Raw genomic sequence first — 19,259 nt, 5'->3', positions numbered from 1 at the left:
GACAAGACCTTTGTGTTGTAGATATAAAACGAATGTTATGGCGAAAATAAATCAGACAGTTGTTAACTATTTTACTCAAGTCATGCAAATAGATAGCTTTACATTACGTCAAAAGACTCTGATAGATGATCATTCCTCATAAAAATGCTGAAAAGTGAACCCCCGAAACTTGAGTTAACTATCGTCGATGTTTTTTACAGTTTTTTGCGCTTTTTGTTCTATGTTTTTTGTAATTGCTTGATTAATAGTTGTTATTGCTTTGTGGAATAAAAAATGCCTCATTAGAGTAGGGGTTAAGTTGAATTATTTGTAAGGCTAAAAGGTAAGTTCAGAAGCAAAAAATAATAATCCCACGAGTCAATTTTACACTGCCTACTGAAGATTATTGAATTATCTTTTAGTGTAATCATCAATACGATGTGGGTGTAATGTTAATTAGAACGGAGGAATAAATCATGCTAAAATTACTATCAGCGGTCATTATAACTGTTAGTGCATTATCTGCACATACAGCTGATGCGGCATTCATAAATATTCTGAATGATCAGACTACCGCACATGCACAAGTCAGATATAATCCCGGCGTTGTATCCAATCCAGGGACTACCCTTGATACCTTTTCCGGATCATTGTTTCCATCAGCAGTTTTCAGTGGCTATAGCCTAAATGGTGATAGATCTGCCACGATCCCTATTGATGACGATTTTTTTGATACCACATCATTTTCATCTTACAACGAGGCGTATATCAGCTCTGATTTTTATAGATTTGTGGTAAATCTCGGCACCGGAGAGCCAGGCCAATATGGGGCAACAGGCAATGCCTCTGCACAAACCGATCTCAGTTTAAGATTTCAGGTGACAGGTGGAAGCTCGTCAATGGATCTTTATGCTGCGAAAGAAGGTAACTCTCCTGTCCAGCTGAGCCTCTACAATGAAACTTTAAGTGTATTAGTTGAGAATTTAATGCCGAGCGGTTGGAATTACCAGTCTGCCTATGATGTGACACTATATGATAACCATATCTACTCCCTTACAGGCAGCCTTTATGCTGATACGGATTTAAGTGGGGATCCTTCAAGTAATTTTGGCTTTAAATTTAATGATGCTCTAACCATTGCGAGCGTCCCCGCCCCATCTGCTTTAGCAATAATGATGATTGCTTTAATGGGGTTAGGTTTCAAAAGAATTAGGATCCTGTAAATAATTCTGTGTGACAGAGGTTTTTAAACGTTGTGTTTAATCGGCTCTGTTCCATTTTACTGTTGTCGTAGTTATATTTCTTTAGATTACAACGCATTATAAAAAAGTAAAATACACTGATAACTCAACATTTATAAGGCGTTAGGCGGATACAATAAAGCAGACAATAATGTTCTGGAACAGAGCCGTTTAATGATACGCAGGATCTTTCGTTTTTGAGAGGATAGTTGGCCAAATTCAAGAATGTGAAAAAAAGAGTATATCCGTTCTCTGTTTGTGATCTTATAGATTTACCACAAAAAATAAAATAACAACAAAAATAGATTTATACGTCGTCAGCGTCAAATTAAAGCGACTGAATTTTTGTTGGCATTTGTTGAAACACTTGGTTGCCAAGCAAAAGCTAATTTAGCAGACATACATCGTAAGTATCAAATGATCAGTGGGATGCCAATAAACTACAAGCCATTTCATAATCAAATAAAAAAGAAAATTGCACTCACTTTTTCCTAAGTGTCTTTGATTTTGCGTTAAAATAATGGGTAGTTAAGTATCTAAAACTCACCTTTTTATCAACAGGTAGTGCCTTTCCTTTTAGTAAGATAGTTACCTATGACGGTAGCTCATTTGCTGTCCATTCCGAACTTAAAAACACCTATCTGGGAGGGGTTAACCAAACATTCTCCCGCAGCTGTTGAGCTTCATGTTTCGATGGATTTATTATCGGGTTGAATTGATTACTTTCAACTGACCGCTTATACAGAAAGTGAACGACTACACGCCCCTAAACCTGAAACATTGCAAAGTGCATTAACGCTTGAGAGGTCGTCAGGGTACTTTGATCGCGCAAGAATAATGGCCAAGTTAATTTAGTCATTTATTATTAGTTTGCAAGGTGACTTAGCATTTTTGCTCATTAATCTGTTGGGGTACCCCATTTATGCTGGTTTTTTCTCAATAATGAATGTAATAGCAAAAAGCAAAGATCTCCCTCGCTCCACATACAGCGTTAGCGCTTTGTAATTGCCAGATCGAGATTGAGGACTTTGTTACTGAGTATTGGTTAATATATAAGTTAATAATAATTGTAAGTTATTTATTCTTTATGGTTACATATACTTAATATCTCATTTTTTATTTTGGCTCTTAATTTAGAATCTATCTAGGTGACCCTCACAATGCATTATTTTATTCATAGTATAAGAACTTTCTGTCTTTTTTGCTTTGTCTCCTATCAGCCTTTCGTATTTTCTGATGATGATTTTATTCGTGGGGTTGATCTGTCATCTGCAAATCAGATGGTAGATTGCGGCGTAGTATTCTATGACCAAGAAGGGCCAAAAAATGTATATCAAATTATGTCGGAGCAAGGTGGGAATTTAGCTAGAATTAGAGTATGGGTTGCCCCATTCTGGAAGGGGCCCGATGGGGAAATTAATCGCTATTCAAGCTTAAGTGATGTTAAAAAAAGTATTCAGCAAGCTAAAAATTATAATATGAAAGTTCTATTAGATTTTCATTATTCAGATACATGGGCTGATCCTGGTGCACAAATTATCCCCAAATCATGGCGGAACTTACTCAATGATACAGAGCAATTAGCAAATAAACTGTATGACTACACAGATCAAGTACTCGCTGAACTAGTACTTGAAAATTTAAGGCCTGATTATGTTCAAATTGGCAACGAAATAGATCGTGAAATATTACTCCCATGGGATGATAGCGGCTATCCAATTGACTGGAAACGAAATGCAATGCTTCTAAATGCGGCTATCAAAGCGGCACGCAAACCAGAAAATGGTCAACCTCAAATCATTATTCATTTAGCAAAAGCTTCGAGTGCAATGAATTGGTTTTCTGATGCTAAAAAAGCAGGGCTAATTGATTTTGATATCATTGGGCTATCTTATTATGCTCAATGGTCAACCTTGGATATTGAGCAGTTCGGCGAAATGATTAAACTTCTCAAAATATCATACTCTAAAGAAGTGATGATCGTGGAAACAGCTTTACCGTGGACAGAACAATGGAATGATAATTTGCATAATGTACTTGCGACCATGCCCAAAGGATATCGTCCAGCTACACCAGAAAATCAAGCTTTTTGGTTACTACAGTTAAAAAAAGAAGCGCAAAAGCAACGAGCTTTAGGAATTATTTATTGGGAACCAGCGTGGGTAAGTAATAATTGCTCTGCGTCTGGATTTAAACAAAAAAGAGGATCTTCATGGGAAAATGCAACATTTTTTGATTTTGACAATAGGTTAATTGAGAACGGAGGAGTGAAGCTTTTATCTCCTTAAATAAAAACCGTCAATATAAAGTGTAAGAGAAAAATTTTTCTGAAACTAAGCCGTTGTAGTTTTCACCAATGATCTATGCTAGCAGGTCTTTAATCTTGAATTTTTACAAGCATAAAGTTGATTTTATAAGGCGCTTGGGGGGCTATAGTGACTTAGCTCCCTGGTAAGAAAGGGGGGCCAGTGTGCTCTAATAAGCAGAGAAATAAGGAGTGCTTAATTAATGCTTTTGAGTTTGATAAGTTAATTAATAAAGTAGTGTGGTTGCCATTATATAATAGATAAAGCCTGAAAAAGCACATTGTAGTCATTAAGGTGTGGCGACTACATTTAAACAAGATGGTATGTAAATCAGTTGAGAAAAATAAAAAAGAGACAAATCATGGTTTGTCTCTTTTTTAAATACTCAGGCACATTTGCACCGTCTAGCAGTCGCTGCAAAACAAAAAAATCTCATTACCATTTTGAATGCAGCTTTAATTGTTTTTACTGTGATTTCTAAATATTCGTTTAATTCTTCTAGTCTGTTCTGTGAGCTTTTTCTTCTTTTTCTGGTGTCTGTTTTTTACGATAATATTCATAAGTTTCTTCTGTTGTGGGATCAATAATTAGCCCACGGTCCATTACATAGTTAATTGTTAACGAAAGAATACTAATTAATGCGGCATCAAGGTTTTCATCGGCTAATTTTCGTGCTTCTATAAGTCCAGGAAAATCTTTTCTTCCCGGCTCTATAAAATCAGCTATATAGATGATCTTTTCGGTCATACTCATATTGGGACGACCCGTTGTATGATATTTGATCGCATTTATAATGTCTTGATTTTCAACATGGTAGTCATCTTCTGCTAATACACCTCCGAGTTTAGCATGTACCAAATCAATATTTATCTCTTCAGTTTTACTCAGCTCAATGTGATACTTTTTACAAAGTGCTAGCTTCTCTTCATCAGAGAAATTTTTGGCATTGTCATGCAACAGTGCAGCGAGTGCTATATCATAGACCTTACCATTATGTTTTTCTGCCAATGCTATCGCTGTTTTTTCAACGTTTAATGTATGCTCATATCTTTTGGGGATTAGTTGTTTTTTGATTTTAGGTAAAATAACTTCTCTTAATTTATCAAACTCTTTTTTATTTAAACTTTTCATACTAAACCTTTCTGATACAAAGTATTTGTGGTGGGGAGAACGATTACTACCGTATTGCTGTATTAAATCAGTCCTAATCTACAGCCATTGCGATCCTGACTTTCTGTTTTCCAGCTTGAAACGCAAAGCTAGCGGGCCTTTCGTGCTGACTATACTTCCGTTTAATAGTGGGGCGCTAGGCTTTTTCCTCAACTTCGCTCTGTCTCCCTTCGTCAGCCTCTTGCGGTGTTTTTTGCTCACTGGACTGCTGTAATTTTTGCTGTTCGCTGAATGCATTATCCTTAGCTTGTTGGGCGCTCTGTTGCTCGGCAAGCGCCTTCTTTTTTGCCTCTTGGAGGTCTTGTTGCTCAGCGAGTGCATTATCTGTGGCTTGTTGTAATATAAGTTGTTCGGCTAATGCCTTCTCTCTTGTCTCTTGTAACCGTTTCTCTTCGGCGAGCGCATTTTCTTGCGCTTGTTCTAATGTTTCTTGGATCGCTAATAGGTTGTCTTTGGCGTGCTGCAGAGCATTCTCTTCTATTAAAGTTTTTTGTTTCGCTTGTTGCAACGCATCCTTTTCAGCTAAGGCTTTTTCTTTAGCCTGTTGCAGCGCACTCTCTAGCGCCAAGGCAGCCTCTGTGGCTTGCATTAGCGCTGTTTCTCTCGTTAGCGTTAGTGCTTTTGCTTGCTCTAGCGCTTCTTCCTTGGTTAACGGAGTTTGTAACGCTTGCGCTGCGGCTAATGCTTCTTCTTCCTGCAATGCCAACTCTTCAGCCAAGGCTTTATCGCGGGCTGTTTGACGTGCTTTCTGCTCTTCTAGTTGTTTGTTTCGTCCTGCTATAAACCAATTCATTGTTTTTCTGTATTGGCGAATATTATTGACATAATGCTGTGCTTCTTGGCCTCGCGCATAACCATAACGAGTTTTTTTATACCACTTTTTCTGGTGCAAAAGGGGTAAGTTATCTTTAACGTCCGACCAAGCATTGGGGTTCTGTTTTTTCATGGCTGTAATGCGCCGTGCATCCATTACATGTCCGTAACCTATATTGTAGCTGGCTAAGGCAAACCATACTTTTTCATCATCGGCGATACTATCAGGCAGTCTTTTGATCTGTTGTGATAAGTATTTCGCACCACCTGCAATGCTCTGCTCTGGATCGAGTCTATTTTCAACGCCTAGATGATCGGCTGTATTAAGAGTTAACATCATCAAACCGCGTACGCCGGTTGGCGATCTTGCCCTTGGGTTCCAGTGTGATTCTTGGTAACTAACCACCGCAAGTAATAACCAGTCCACTTCTGTCGTCGCGTGTTCTTTAAAAAGTGCTTCATATTTAGGTAGGACACTTTTGAGTTTTTTCAAAAATATGCGCATATCGACATAGTCAAAATGCTGTACATGTCCAAAATACTTTTCTTCAAGTTTGGCGATGCTTTGATCTTGGTATTTATTACCCATAAATTCAATCATTGCCGCATACAGGCTGTCATCTTGATTACGATTGATTAGCCATGCTACAGGCTCTTTTCCCGAGATGGTAAATGCTTCCGCAAGGGCGGGGTAATAACGCTGTTTTTGCGCTAATGTTGAGCTATTTACAATCGCAAATTTAATCTCTTTATCAGCAACTTGACGCAGTAAACTTTCTTGATCTTCACCTTCTAATGCGTTTATTTTAAGATTCGGGGCTTCATTAAATAAGCGTTCTAGTGTTTCTTCGTGGCTACTACCTTTGAGTACTCCAACTGGCGCATTGATATCTGCCACTTCTCTGGGGCGATAAGTACCTTTGTGATAAACCACTTTTTGTGACACATAATAATAGGGGGGGGAGCTGCGGTACTTTTGTGCACGTTTAGGCGTTAGCGTTAAACCTGAACCGATAAAATCAATTTTGTCGTTCTCTAGTGCATCAAAGAGGGAACTTAGGGTGTCATATTCGTTTACACGTAAATGAACATTAAGATAACTAGAAAATTGTTCGCCGAGCTCATAATCAAATCCACTGTGCTGTGAGCCATCATAACTGTAGGTTAAGGATCCGCTAATGGTGCCCATTCTTATTTCGCCGCGTTTTTGAATTTTTTCTAGGCTAGTCGTTGTTGACAAAGGATTACAGGCGCTCACCAATAGCAGTAATACAAAAATAAAAAGCGGGAAAATTTGCAGTCTGAAGTTTCGAAAAGGAATAACAGCGTTCATATAATAATTTCCACCAGAGATTGTGTGATTATTTATCAGTGTTTTGTAAATTTAGTCTATTTAAAGGTGATTTAAGGGTCGACTATAGAGTGTTTCTATTTAATAAAACATGCTTTTTGCTTATAATAGCGAGCGAATGACGATTATACCAAATAAGCAATTATTTAAAGGCTGTTCTGTCAACAAAGCGCAAACTTGAATAGTTATAATTTTTTATCCGTGTAATTGACGTTACCCAAGTTCATTTAGCCATCTAACGAGAGAAATAACCTATGGAAATTTTGCGTGGGGCTGCAGCCTTATCGACATTTCGTGTTAATCAGTTACTAAAAAACTGTGAAACTTTAAACCTACCTGTAGCGCAAATATATGCAGAATATATGCATGCAGCAGATTTGACAGATGCTTTAAATGACCAAGAGCGAGTTGTATTACAACAATTATTAACTTACGGACCTAAAATTGCAGAGCATGAGCCTGTTGGTCGCTTGTTATTTGTCACGCCTCGTCCCGGCACCATCTCCCCATGGTCTTCAAAAGCCACTGATATCGCAATTAATTGTGGTTTAACGAAAGTTAAGCGTTTAGAGCGTGGTATCGCCTATTACGTTGAATTAACCACTGAACTATCAGCAGAGCAGTATAAAACACTTTCTGGTTTATTACATGATCGTATGATGGAGGTAGTACTGACTTCACTGCAAGAGGCTGAGAAACTATTTGTACACGGCACGCCTAGCAAAATGACGAGTATTGATATCTTGGCTGAAGGTCGCAGTGCACTCGATGTGGCGAATATCAGTTTGGGATTGGCGCTCGCCGATGATGAAATTGCTTATTTGCTGGAAAACTTTACGCGTTTGGGGCGTAATCCTAACGATATTGAATTAATGATGTTTGCTCAAGCAAACTCAGAGCATTGTCGTCATAAAATCTTCAATGCAGATTGGACTATTGATGGCGTTGCACAACCAAAATCACTTTTTAAAATGATTCGTAACACCCATGAGAAACTGCCTGACTTTGTGTTATCTGCATATAAAGACAATGCTGCGGTAATGATGGGTGAAAAAGCGGGTCGTTTCTTCCCAAGTGTTGATGATCGTGAATACAGTTACCATCACGAAGATATTGATATTTTGATGAAAGTAGAAACACACAATCATCCAACTGCTATTTCTCCTTACCCTGGCGCGGCTACCGGTTCGGGTGGCGAAATTCGTGATGAAGGCGCAACGGGGATTGGTTCTAAACCCAAAGCGGGATTAGTCGGTTTTAGTGTCAGTAACTTACGCATTCCTTCATTTGAACAGCCTTGGGAAACCGATTTCGGTAAACCGGATCGTATCGTTTCTGCATTAGATATTATGCTCGAAGCACCATTAGGCGGTGCCGCTTTTAATAATGAGTTTGGTCGCCCCAATATTCTCGGTTACTTCCGTACCTATGAAGAACAAGTTGAAAGCCATAACGGTTTAGAGATTCGTGGTTATCACAAACCGATTATGCTTGCTGGTGGTCTGGGTAATATCCGCCGCAATCATGTTGAGAAAAAAGAGATCCCAGTTGGTGCAAAATTGATTGTACTGGGTGGCCCTGCGATGAATATCGGTTTGGGGGGGGGCGCTGCTTCTTCAATGGATTCGGGTGCCTCTTCGGAAGATTTAGATTTTGCTTCAGTGCAACGTGAAAATCCAGAGATGGAGCGCCGTTGTCAGGAAGTGATCGATCGCTGTTGGCAGATGGGTGATGATAACCCCATCCAATTTATTCACGATGTCGGTGCGGGCGGTCTTTCTAACGCGATGCCGGAGCTTGTCAATGACGGTGGTCGTGGTGGTAAGTTTGATTTACGTGCGATTCCCAATGATGAAAAGAGTATGGCACCACACGAAATCTGGTGTAACGAATCTCAAGAGCGTTATGTGATGGCGGTGAAGCCTGAAAATTTAGCAATATTTGAAGCTATTTGTAAACGTGAACGAGCTCAATATGCGGTTATAGGCGAAGCCACAGAAGAGATGCAGTTAACCCTGCATGATACGGAATTTGATAATAATCCTATCGATATGCCGCTTGAAGTTTTATTGGGTAAAGCGCCTAAAATGCATCGTGATGTTAAATCACAGATTGCCATAGGCAAACCACTGGATCTCTCGGGGGCAACGATTAAAGATGCCGCTGAACGTCTACTGCGGTTACCTTCCATCGCTGAAAAAACATTCCTGATCACCATCGGTGATCGCACTGTTACAGGTTTAGTCGCCCGCGATCAAATGGTCGGCCCGTGGCAAGTGCCTGTTGCAGATTGTGCGGTGACAGCGGCCAGTTACGATACTTATTTTGGTGAGTCGATGGCATTGGGCGAGCGTACGCCTGTAGCGCTACTTAACTTTGCGGCTTCAGCCCGTCTGGCGGTTGCAGAATCAATTACCAATATTGCCTGTTCTGATATCGGTGATTTCAAACGTATTAAACTATCCGCTAACTGGATGTCAGCAACAGGTCATCCGGGTGAAGATGCGGGTTTATATGCAGCGGTTAAAGCGATTGGAGAAGAACTTTGCCCAGAGCTAGATTTGACTATTCCAGTCGGTAAAGATTCGATGTCAATGAAAACGCGCTGGCAAGAAGGGGAGTTGGATAAAGAAGTTATTTCGCCACTTTCATTAATTATTACGGCCTTTGCTGCGGTTAGAGATATCCGTAATACGGTAACGCCGCAATTGCGCACTGACCAAGGTGATACAGATCTTATTCTGGTTGATTTGGGTAATGGTAAAAACCGCCTAGGCGGCTCATCGCTTGCGCAAGTTTACAAACAGCTTGGTGATAAAACACCAGATCTTGATAGCCCGAGTTTGTTACAAGGTTTCTTTAACGCGATGCAAACATTAGTCGCGGATCATAAATTGCTGGCTTACCATGATCGCAGCGATGGTGGTTTATTTTCAACCATCACTGAAATGGCTTTTGCTGGGCATTGTGGTGTGACTGTTCAGCTCGATCAAGTAAGTTGCGATGACTTTGCTGCACTTTACAGTGAAGAGCTTGGGGCCGTTATTCAGGTCCGTGCTGACGATAAAGAAGCGGTGTTAAATACCCTTGCCGGTCATGGATTAACAACGCACTCATTGGTCATTGGTTCATTAAATGAAACTGATCAAATCGAGTTTACGCGTAATGGTGACGACGTATTGGTTGCACCGCGCAGAGAGTTCCGTCGTATTTGGGCTGAAACTACGTTGAAAATGCAGACCTTACGTGACAATCCTGATTGTGCACAGCAAGAGTTTGATCTCAAATTAGATGATGAAGATCCCGGTTTAAGTGCAAAATTAAGCTTTGATATTAATACTGATGTCGCCGCACCTTACATTGCAACAGGTGTATTGCCACGCATGGCGATTTTGCGTGAACAGGGGGTTAATTCCCAGCAGGAGATGGCGGCCGCCTTTAATCGAGCCGGTTTCTCTGCTATTGATGTGCATATGAGCGATATTTTGTCAGGTGATGTGCAATTAGCTGATTTTGCAGGTTTAGTGGCTTGTGGTGGTTTCTCTTACGGCGATGTATTAGGTGCTGGTGAAGGTTGGGCTAAATCAATTCTTTTTAACGCACAGGCTCGTGAGCAATTCCAGCGTTTCTTTGAGCGTGAAAATTCATTCACATTAGGTGTATGTAACGGCTGTCAAATGTTATCAAACCTCAACGAGTTAATTCCAGGGGCGGATTTATGGCCACGCTTCGTGCGCAATAACTCGGAGCGTTTTGAGGCGCGTTTTAGCTTAGTTGAAGTACAAAAAAGTAACTCGCTGTTCCTTCAAGGTATGCTCGGCTCATCTATGCCAATTGCCGTTTCCCATGGGGAAGGGCGAGTAGAAGTGAAAAACGATGCGCATTTAGCGGCGATTGAAGCAAGTGGCAATATTGCATTACGTTTTATTAATAACTATGGTGAAACCACAGAGCAATATCCTGCTAATCCGAATGGTTCACCAAACGGCATTACTGGTCTAACCTCTAAAGATGGACGTGTCACGATTATGATGCCACATCCTGAGCGTGTCTTTAGAACGGTAGCTAATTCATGGCATCCAGATGAATGGCGAGAGGATAGCCCGTGGATGCGTATGTTTAGAAATGCGCGCAAACAGTTAGGTTAAATAAAAAGGGGATATTATTATCCCCTTTTTATATCTCACTTTTGTAAGATAACATCACGTTAAGTCGCTAAGCTTTTCGCTTTTTCCTTATCTGGTGGTAACTTTCAAGCAAATCCAATAGTAAAAGCTGCTTTTATTATTGCTAGAACGAAAAGTAGGCAAAAATCATTATCAGTATGTATCATATGCCGATTTTACCCCTTACGCCTAGGACCACTTTCATCAGCAGTTATTCCCATGTTACTTCAAGATGGCAAATCAGCAAACCCTGATAAAGCACCTTGAAGTACACTTGGGTATATGCAATCAGATTCCACTCGGCCGTTTTTAACCTTTAAGTAAACGCCCTTCGTCTTTTAAAATTGCAATTTCTTGTTGCTGATTTTTTGGGGAGAACCGAATCGCTGTTAGCTACCTGTCGGTAATCCCTAAACGCCAGGAATGTGCTCTTATTATGGGATCTCAGACGATACAAATTTAATCTGTAGTTGAGAAATGTAAGAGGTAAAATAGATTGTTATTGTGATACCTTAAAAATAACAATCAATTTGATATTTCAAGAAACATATATGCTTTAATGATCTTTTAACATTTGTGATGAGGCTCACACTGCAAAATGTTTGTCAGATGTTACTTATACTAGTGTTAATATTTTGATTTAAAATAGAAAATCAATTTTTTAAAATTCAAGGAGATCTCTTTGTCAGTCACTGTGGAAAACGTTTTATATATTGGTGACAATATTCAGCTTGTCGAGGCCGTGCTTAATTTATCGCAGCCTGCGTCAGAGCAATCTGAGAACACTCTCAGCCATTTACTCCACAGTCATGAACTAGAGGCGGCTTTAGCGAAAAATAGCTATACGCATTTGATCTGTGAGCGGCCATTAAGCTTCGAGCTGACGGATCGAATAAATACTAATTTCCCCCTGTTAAAAACCACTTTCCTAAGTAGCGCGCATTCATCAAATTTACCAGAACCAGAACCAGAACCAGAACCACAACCAACGTCAATGCATGAGCTGCTTACCGATGAAGTAAAAATCATTTTAGATTTCCTCACTATTCCTGTCTATTTTAAAAATAAGAAAGGGGAGTATTTGGCTTGTAATCGCTGTTATGCAGATCTTTTTGGAGTGCCTTCTAGTCAAATAATAGGGAAAAAAGTGGGGGATTTTTTCCCTGAAAATTTGCGAGATGATATCGAGGAAATAGATCAGCAGATCTTTAATGATCCACGTGTCTATTTTTATGAGTGCAAACTGCAGCATGCGAATGGCCACGTTCGAGATATGGTTTTTAGAAAAGAGAGTGTCGGCAATGGTGAGCTTCAAATTGGCACTATGTTTGATATTTCAGAGACTAATAAGACGAAATATCTATTAGAAAAAGAGCAGATATTGTTGCGCGCAACCGCTGATATCAGCACTGAGCTTGTTTTCTTTAAAGATTTAGAGGGCCGTTTTACGGGCTGTAATAAACAATTTGAAAAATTTATAGGCTGTTCTGAAGAGGAAATATTAGGTAAAAAGGATGAACAACTTTTTGATCTAGAGCAGGCTTTAATGTGCCAATCACAAGACCAGCAGGTAATGTCAAGTAAACTCATTTATCTGAGTGAAGAGTACCTTACCTATCATAATGGTCAGCGCCATTTTATCGAAATGAAAAAGATGCCGTTGCTCGATAAAAATGGTGATGTGCAAGGCTTAATTGCAGTAGGGCGTGATATTACAGCTCACCACTTGTTGCAAAAACATCTCAAAATAGCAAATGTGGTCTTTGAAAATAGTAAAGATAGTATTCTGGTTACGGATCAGAACGGTAATATCATTTCTGCTAACAGTGCTTCTTGCGCTCTCTTTTGTTTTTCACAAAAAGAGTTATTATGCTTAAACATTAATGCGTTCAATTCAGATCAACATGGTGCAGATTTTTATGAGCAGGTGAATTTTTCTCTACAAGAAAATAAAAATTGGCAAGGGGATATTACTTATTGTGATAAAAAGGGAGAAACCCATTTTGCTTGGTTAGATATTTATATTGTTGACCACCCTGCGGAAGGGGTAAGTAATCGTATCTACTCATTTACTGACCTCTGCCACGGCAAGCGAGCAGAAGAAAAAATTCAGTTTTTGTCGAAACATGATCCACTTACGGGACTATTTAATCGTATCGCCTTATTTACACGACTGGAAGATGCGATTGCCCGCGCTAAGTATAAAGCCGTGCCAACGGCTGTGATCTTAGTTGATATTAATAACTTTAAAGCGATTAATGATCAATATGGGCATAATATTGGTGATCAAGTATTAAAATCAGTCGCTCAACGTCTAAGATCTTGTGTTTCTGAAAAAAATACAGTGGCTCGTTTCAGCGATGATGAATTCATTATTATTGTAGATGAACTCACTACAGAGAAAGATGTTGCCTTCGTTGCACAGCGAGTTGCTGAAAGATTTAAGGATAAATTTGTTTTTGGAAACACTTCCGCTAACCTATCAGCAAAGATAGGTATTAGTATCTATCCCGATGATGGGATGGATATTGATACGCTATTAGGTAATGCGGAAAAGGCGATCCGGCGTGGTAAAGCTAAGCCCAGTAATGCTACGGATGACAATCTTTCGCCAGCCAATTCAAATGAAATGAAGCACAATAAACAGTCAGGCAATATTACTGATTATTATTTCTATACTAGAAAATTAACACACCATTATCGTCAACAGGTTAAATTCGAAAATCAATTAAAACAGGCATTGCTGTTAGATCAGTTTGAGCTGTATTACCAACCTCAATACGATCTTCATAAAAAGCAAATTATTGCGATGGAGAGTTTGCTTTACTGGAATCATCCTGAGCAAGGGGCCATTATGTCAGATTGCTTTTCAATTCTAGCTGAAAAGAGTGGTTTATCGATCCGACTTTGTCTTATTATGATCCGTAAAGCGGCTTTGCAAGCGGTAACTTGGCAGCAATCGGCGATACAATTTGGCCGTATTACTATTAAGTTATCCCTAGTGCAGCTATCGCAAGCTAGTTTTATTGCTGATCTTCAGCTTATTTTAAAAGAAACTCAATGTGCTAGCCAATGGCTAGAATTTGCGATGGATGAAGACGTTTTTAAAACGAACAGCACGACAGTGCATGATAATATGTTAAATATCAGTAAACTTGGGATCGCCTTAACGCTTGATAATTTTGCTGCTGAATTTCCTCTTTTATACCTATTTGAACAGTTGCGTATTGAAAAACTAAAATTAGCAAAGCACTATATTCAAGGTGAATTTATCGCTGATGCCGTCATCAAGTCGGTCACTGTCTTAGCGCAGGGACTCGGTCTTGAGCTGGTTGGTGATTCGCTACAAAGTGTACCCCAGAGTTCATTTCCTATCACTGACGATTGTGCTAACCAAGCTAAGTATCCTGTTAATCCAATGAAGGCCACGGAAGCCACTTTTTATCTGCGTTGCAATAAAAGTAAGGGAAATAGCAAAAGGGCTTAATTAACGCCTTTAAGCCCACTTTTGTTAAGGGCTTAAAGGTGTGACAGGAAGCTGGTTGCTGCTAGTCGTTTGCTTTGATTTAGCTTTTTGCTCTGAGAGTAAGTTTAATGAGTGTTCCATTTTTTGATATGACTTGGCAAGACAGCACCCTTTACGTGGTGCTGTCCGCATTGCTTTACTTTTCTCTTTTGTTGCTAACTTCACTGCGTGTAATTATTAAACGCAGACCTAGTGGTGTTTCACTTGCGTGGTTGTTTCTTATCTATGCTCTACCGCTTTTTGGTATGGTCTGTTATTTTATTTTTGGGGAGCTACACTTAGGGAAAAAACGTCAAAAAAGGCGTGAACAGATAGGTGACATATTTCAGCATTGGCTTAAAAGTGAACCTGTCGATAATCGCCAGAATAAGGCTGATATTAGTCTGTGTGCTCGTTCAATGCAGGCATTTGTCGAATCCTATACCAGCATGCCGATGTTAAAAGGGAATCAACACACGCTTTTATCGTCCACAGATCAAATTCTTATTGAGCTAACTGATAAAATCAATCAGGCGCAAAAACATTGCCACCTGATGTTTTACATCTGTAATCAGGGGGGATTAGTCGACTCTTTGTTAGCTGCGTTGATCCGAGCGGCTGCACGTGGTGTTGTGTGTAAACTGTTGCTTGATTCCGTTGGTAGCCATGATTTTTTCACAAGCTCTATGCCAGACACACTACGGCGAGCAGGTGTTGATGTTGAGGAAGCGCTACCTGTTGGTGCATTTAGGCTGCTATTTCAACGCCAAGATTTAAGAATGCACCGTAAGTTGGTCTGTATTGATGATAATGTCGCCTACACCGGAAGCATGAATTTGGCTGATCCCGCATATTTTAAAAAGGATAGCCGTTTTGGTGAATGGGTCGATATTATGGTGCGCTGTGAAGGACCTATTGTACAGTTAATGCAAGGTTTGTTTATTTGGGACTGGTATTTAGAAACCAGTCATAAGATGGATCTGCCACTGTCGCAGACTGGACTGCTAGGGAAAATAGAACGCTTCCCCGCTGCAGGAACGCAAAACTCCCAGCTTATTCCATCAGGCCCTGAATTTGGTAAAGCCAGTATTCATCAAGTTTTGTTAAGCGCTATTTATGAAGCTAAATATAGTCTTGTTTTAACCACTCCCTATTTTGTGCCAGATGAAAGTATATTGTCTGCTTTAGAAGTCGCCGCTTTACGGGGGGTAGATGTGAAGATTATTTTACCCGATAAAAATGATTCCTTTATGGTCGAATACGCATCGAGTGCTTTTTTTGATGAGTTATTAACGGCCGGGGTAAAAATTTATAAGTTTCGAGGTGGGTTATTACATAGCAAAAGTATTGTAATCGATGAAAAAGTGTCCTTATTAGGGACTGTGAACCTAGACAGGCGTAGTTTTTGGCTGAACTTTGAGATGACTATGTTAATTGATAATCTGGAATTTTCGGGGCAACTTTTGAATACTCAGATGCATTACCTATTGGCATCAGAGCAGCTTTTATTAGCAGATTGGCGTAAACGTAGCTATTTTAAGAAGCTACTCGAGAGCACCCTTTACCTCTTAAGTCCGCTCCTATAATAATTGAGTCATAAGTCATAAGTCATAAGTCATAAGTCATGAGTCATGAGTGATTACCAATAAACTTTTACTCATTAGCGTTTATTGTTCACCCCCTCACCATTTACTTATCAGCATTTACTGTTTAGCCATTATCCATCGTTGATAATCATTTTCTCTTAACCAATTAATTGCAGGTAAAAAAAAGCCTGCAATTAAGCAGGCTTTTATTGTTATAGTGATTTTATAAAGCGTAATTATTTCGCTTTTTTATCAGCTTTCTCTTCTTTAACTTCTTCTACATCCATAACATCTACATAAGGTGTGCCGTAGTATGAAGCGAGTAAGACTGCTTTTAGCTCTGCAATTAATGGGTAACGTGGGTTAGCACCAGTACATTGATCATCAAAGGCTTGTTCCGCTAGATCATCAACAGCGGCTAGGAAGTCAGCTTCTGCAACACCAGCATCTTGAATTGAATGCGGGATATTCAGATCAGTTTTAAGCTCTTCTAACCAATTCAGTAATGCATCAATTTTGGCTTGAGTATTACCTTCACGGAAACCTAAATGATCAGCAATTTCTGCGTACTCAGCTCGTGCTTTTGGACGGTCATATTGTGAGAATGTACCTTGCTTAGTCGGTTTGTTCGTTGCATTGAAACGAATAGTATTCGTTAGTAGTAATGCGTTTGCTAAACCATGTGGAATATGGAATTGATTACCTAATTTGTGTGCCATTGAGTGACACACACCTAGGAATGATTGCGCAAATGCAATACCAGCAATAGTTGCGCCGTTATGAACTTGCTCACGCGCTTTAGGATCATTTTTACCGTTATGGTAAGAACTTGGTAAGTGCGTTTTTAACAGTTTAAGTGCTTGTAGCGCTTGACCGTCAGAGTATTCATTAGAAAGTATTGATACATAAGCTTCAATTGCGTGAGTAATTGCATCATAACCACCGAATGCACAAAGTGATTTAGGCATATCCATCACTAAGTTAGCATCAACAACAGCAATCGTTGGTGTTAGTTCATAATCTGCAAGTGGGTATTTCTTACCTGTTGTTTCATCTGTTACAACGGCAAATGGTGTCACTTCAGCGCCAGTACCTGAAGTAGTCGTAATACACACTAAGTCTGCTTTAATGCCCATTTTAGGGAACTTGTAGATACGTTTACGGATATCCATAAAGCGCATTGCTAAGTCTTCGAAAACAGTTTCTGGGTACTCGTATAGAACCCACATAATTTTCGCTGCATCCATAGGTGAACCACCGCCCACAGCAAGAATTACATCAGGTTTGAATGCTTCACAAGCAGCCGCACCTCTCTTAATTATTGCAAGGGTTGGATCCGCTTCTACTTCATGGAAGATTTCAACTTTTGTTCCTTGGCTTTCAAGGATATCGCGAAGATCATCAACGTAACCATTATTAAATAAGAAGTCATCTGTTACGATCATTGCACGTTTTTTGTCATCTAAATCTGTCATTGCAATCGGTAAACAACCGCGACGGAAGTAGATAGATTTTGGTAGTTTATGCCATAACATATTTTCAGCTCGCTTCGCAATTGTTTTAGTATTGATTAAATGTTGTGGACCAACATTTTCTGAAATAGCGTTACCACTGTGAGTACCACAGCCTAGCGTCATTGATGGTGCGAAACCAAAGTTATAGATATCACCAATACCACCATGAGAAGCTGGAGAGTTAATAACAATACGACTTGCATTTATTGCCAGACCGAACTCATCAACACGTTTAGAGTTTGCATCTTGATCAGTGTATAACGCTGCTGTATGGCCAACACCACCAATATGTAGAACGATTTGAGCTTGACGAAGCGCATCTTCGTAATCTTTCGCTTTAAACAGACCTAATGTTGGAGAAAGTTTTTCATGTGCAAACATGTTATCAGGCGTCGCTTCAGTACCTTCACCAACTAATATTTTAGTTGAAGTGGGTACTTTAACACCAGCAAGCTTAGCAATAGTGTATGCCAATTGACCTACGATCTTAGGGTTAAGCGCGCCATTAGGAAACATTGTGTCAGACACTTTTTTCGCTTCGGCTGCGGTTAATATATATGCACCGTATTCTACAAGACGTAATTTGAATTCATCATATTTAGATTCAACAACAATGGCAGCTTGCTCAGAAGCACAGATCATGCCGTTATCAAATGTTTTTGACATTAAGATTGAAGAGACGGCACGTTTGATATCGGCAGTTTCATCAACAACAACAGGTGTGTTACCTGCGCCAACACCAATTGCAGGGTTACCTGAAGAGTATGCTGCTTTAACCATACCAGGGCCACCAGTCGCAAGGATTATTGCTGTATCTTTATGCTTCAAGATTACATTGGTAAGGTCAAGAGAAGGCTCATCAATCCAGCCGATAAGATCTTTAGGTGCGCCAGCTGAAATCGCTGCATCTAGTACAATTTTAGCCGCGTAGTTTGTACATCTTTTAGCACGTGGATGCGGTGCAATAATACAACCGTTACCTGTTTTAAGTGCCATTAACGTTTTAAAGATAGCGGTTGAAGTTGGGTTAGTTGTCGGGATTATTGCACAAATGATACCCATAGACTCAGCAAGTGTCACTGTTCCTAATTGATCATTGCGTGATAATATACCCACTGTTTTTGTATCTGCGTAACTATTGTAGATAAACTCAGAAGCAAAATGATTTTTAATGACTTTATCTTCTACAATACCCATGCCTGTTTCTTCAACAGCCATTTTTGCTAGTTCTATACGATGAGTAGAAACTTTAAGTGCCGCAACACGGAAAATTTCATTCACTTTTTCTTGTGAGAAGGTTGCATATTCTGCTTGTGCTATTTTAACACGTGCAATCAGAGCCTCTAACTCAGCAACTGTGCTTACTGTCATACTGTTCTCCTAAGGATTTTAAAAATAAAAGTTAAAAATGTTTTATTAAAACCGTGACCGTTAGCAAAAAAATGAGTTTTAGTAAAAAACTTTCATACCAATTATAGAAATTTGCACTATCAACACATTGATCAAGATCATATGTAAGTAAGTTACAAAATGAAAATAAATGTTTGAAAGCTTACAAAGATAACTAATATTATAAGCAATAGCGATTATTTACAATGAAATATAGGACGAATTGTAAACAGTTACTA

General features: G+C 39.5%; 8 protein-coding genes. 5 read left to right on the top strand and 3 right to left on the bottom strand.

The window, feature by feature from the left end; genetic code table 11:
- Positions 1 to 455: 455 nt before the first annotated feature.
- Together KSO91_RS11380 and KSO91_RS11375 are read left to right on the top strand one after the other, a co-directional pair.
- Positions 456 to 1,202: a PEP-CTERM sorting domain-containing protein gene (locus tag KSO91_RS11380; RefSeq protein WP_238743121.1), complete on the top strand. Its 747-nt coding sequence runs from the start codon at positions 456 to 458 to the stop codon at positions 1,200 to 1,202.
- A gap of 1,178 nt (positions 1,203 to 2,380) precedes the next feature.
- A complete protein-coding gene (locus KSO91_RS11375; protein WP_238743120.1) occupies positions 2,381 to 3,508 on the top strand; it encodes a glycoside hydrolase family 53 protein in 1,128 nt (375 codons plus the stop codon).
- Between the two features lie 516 nt (positions 3,509 to 4,024).
- Here KSO91_RS11375 and yqeK read toward each other — a convergent pair.
- Positions 4,025 to 4,657, bottom strand: coding sequence for a bis(5'-nucleosyl)-tetraphosphatase (symmetrical) YqeK (gene yqeK / locus KSO91_RS11370; RefSeq protein ID WP_238743119.1), 633 nt, complete (start codon positions 4,655 to 4,657; stop codon positions 4,025 to 4,027).
- 175 nt (positions 4,658 to 4,832) lie between these two features.
- Complete coding sequence (gene mltF, locus KSO91_RS11365; RefSeq protein ID WP_238743118.1) at positions 4,833 to 6,842, bottom strand: membrane-bound lytic murein transglycosylase MltF; 2,010 nt, start codon at positions 6,840 to 6,842, stop codon at positions 4,833 to 4,835.
- 272 nt (positions 6,843 to 7,114) lie between these two features.
- On the opposite strand from mltF, the gene purL reads away from it, so the two are divergent.
- The 3 genes from purL (at position 7,115) to cls (ending at position 16,117) form a co-directional block, all read left to right on the top strand.
- Positions 7,115 to 11,008 (top strand): phosphoribosylformylglycinamidine synthase, encoded by a 3,894-nt coding sequence (gene purL, locus KSO91_RS11360; RefSeq protein WP_238743117.1) that lies wholly within the window; start codon positions 7,115 to 7,117, stop codon positions 11,006 to 11,008.
- A 700-nt stretch (positions 11,009 to 11,708) separates the two neighbouring features.
- Entirely contained in the window at positions 11,709 to 14,513 is a 2,805-nt protein-coding gene (locus tag KSO91_RS11355; RefSeq protein WP_238743116.1) for a diguanylate cyclase domain-containing protein, read from the top strand.
- 107 nt (positions 14,514 to 14,620) lie between these two features.
- Complete coding sequence (cls, locus tag KSO91_RS11350) at positions 14,621 to 16,117, top strand: cardiolipin synthase (protein WP_238743115.1); 1,497 nt, start codon at positions 14,621 to 14,623, stop codon at positions 16,115 to 16,117.
- Between the two features lie 236 nt (positions 16,118 to 16,353).
- Here the strand turns inward: cls and adhE are convergent, their stop codons facing one another.
- On the bottom strand, positions 16,354 to 19,002 hold the full coding sequence (gene adhE, locus KSO91_RS11345) for a bifunctional acetaldehyde-CoA/alcohol dehydrogenase (protein WP_238743114.1): 2,649 nt from the start codon (positions 19,000 to 19,002) through the stop codon (positions 16,354 to 16,356).
- Positions 19,003 to 19,259 lie beyond the last annotated feature (257 nt).

This window comes from Psychromonas antarctica (genome assembly GCF_022267535.1).
Classification (GTDB): Bacteria; Pseudomonadota; Gammaproteobacteria; order Enterobacterales; family Psychromonadaceae; genus Psychromonas; species Psychromonas antarctica.
The sequence above is the reverse complement of the archived record's forward strand: the minus strand, read 5'-3'. Positions and strand labels throughout refer to the sequence as shown.

Excerpts from the sequence above, each read along its gene's own strand:
- purL (WP_238743117.1), top strand. The coding sequence starts at position 7,115 with ATGGAAATTTTGCGTGGGGCTGCAGCCTTATCGACATTTCGTGTTAAT.
- cls (WP_238743115.1), top strand. The coding sequence starts at position 14,621 with ATGAGTGTTCCATTTTTTGATATGACTTGGCAAGACAGCACCCTTTAC.
- mltF (WP_238743118.1), bottom strand. The coding sequence starts at position 6,842 with ATGAACGCTGTTATTCCTTTTCGAAACTTCAGACTGCAAATTTTCCCG.
- KSO91_RS11375 (WP_238743120.1), top strand. The coding sequence starts at position 2,381 with ATGCATTATTTTATTCATAGTATAAGAACTTTCTGTCTTTTTTGCTTT.
- adhE (WP_238743114.1), bottom strand. The coding sequence starts at position 19,002 with ATGACAGTAAGCACAGTTGCTGAGTTAGAGGCTCTGATTGCACGTGTT.
- KSO91_RS11380 (WP_238743121.1), top strand. The coding sequence starts at position 456 with ATGCTAAAATTACTATCAGCGGTCATTATAACTGTTAGTGCATTATCT.
- yqeK (WP_238743119.1), bottom strand. The coding sequence starts at position 4,657 with ATGAAAAGTTTAAATAAAAAAGAGTTTGATAAATTAAGAGAAGTTATT.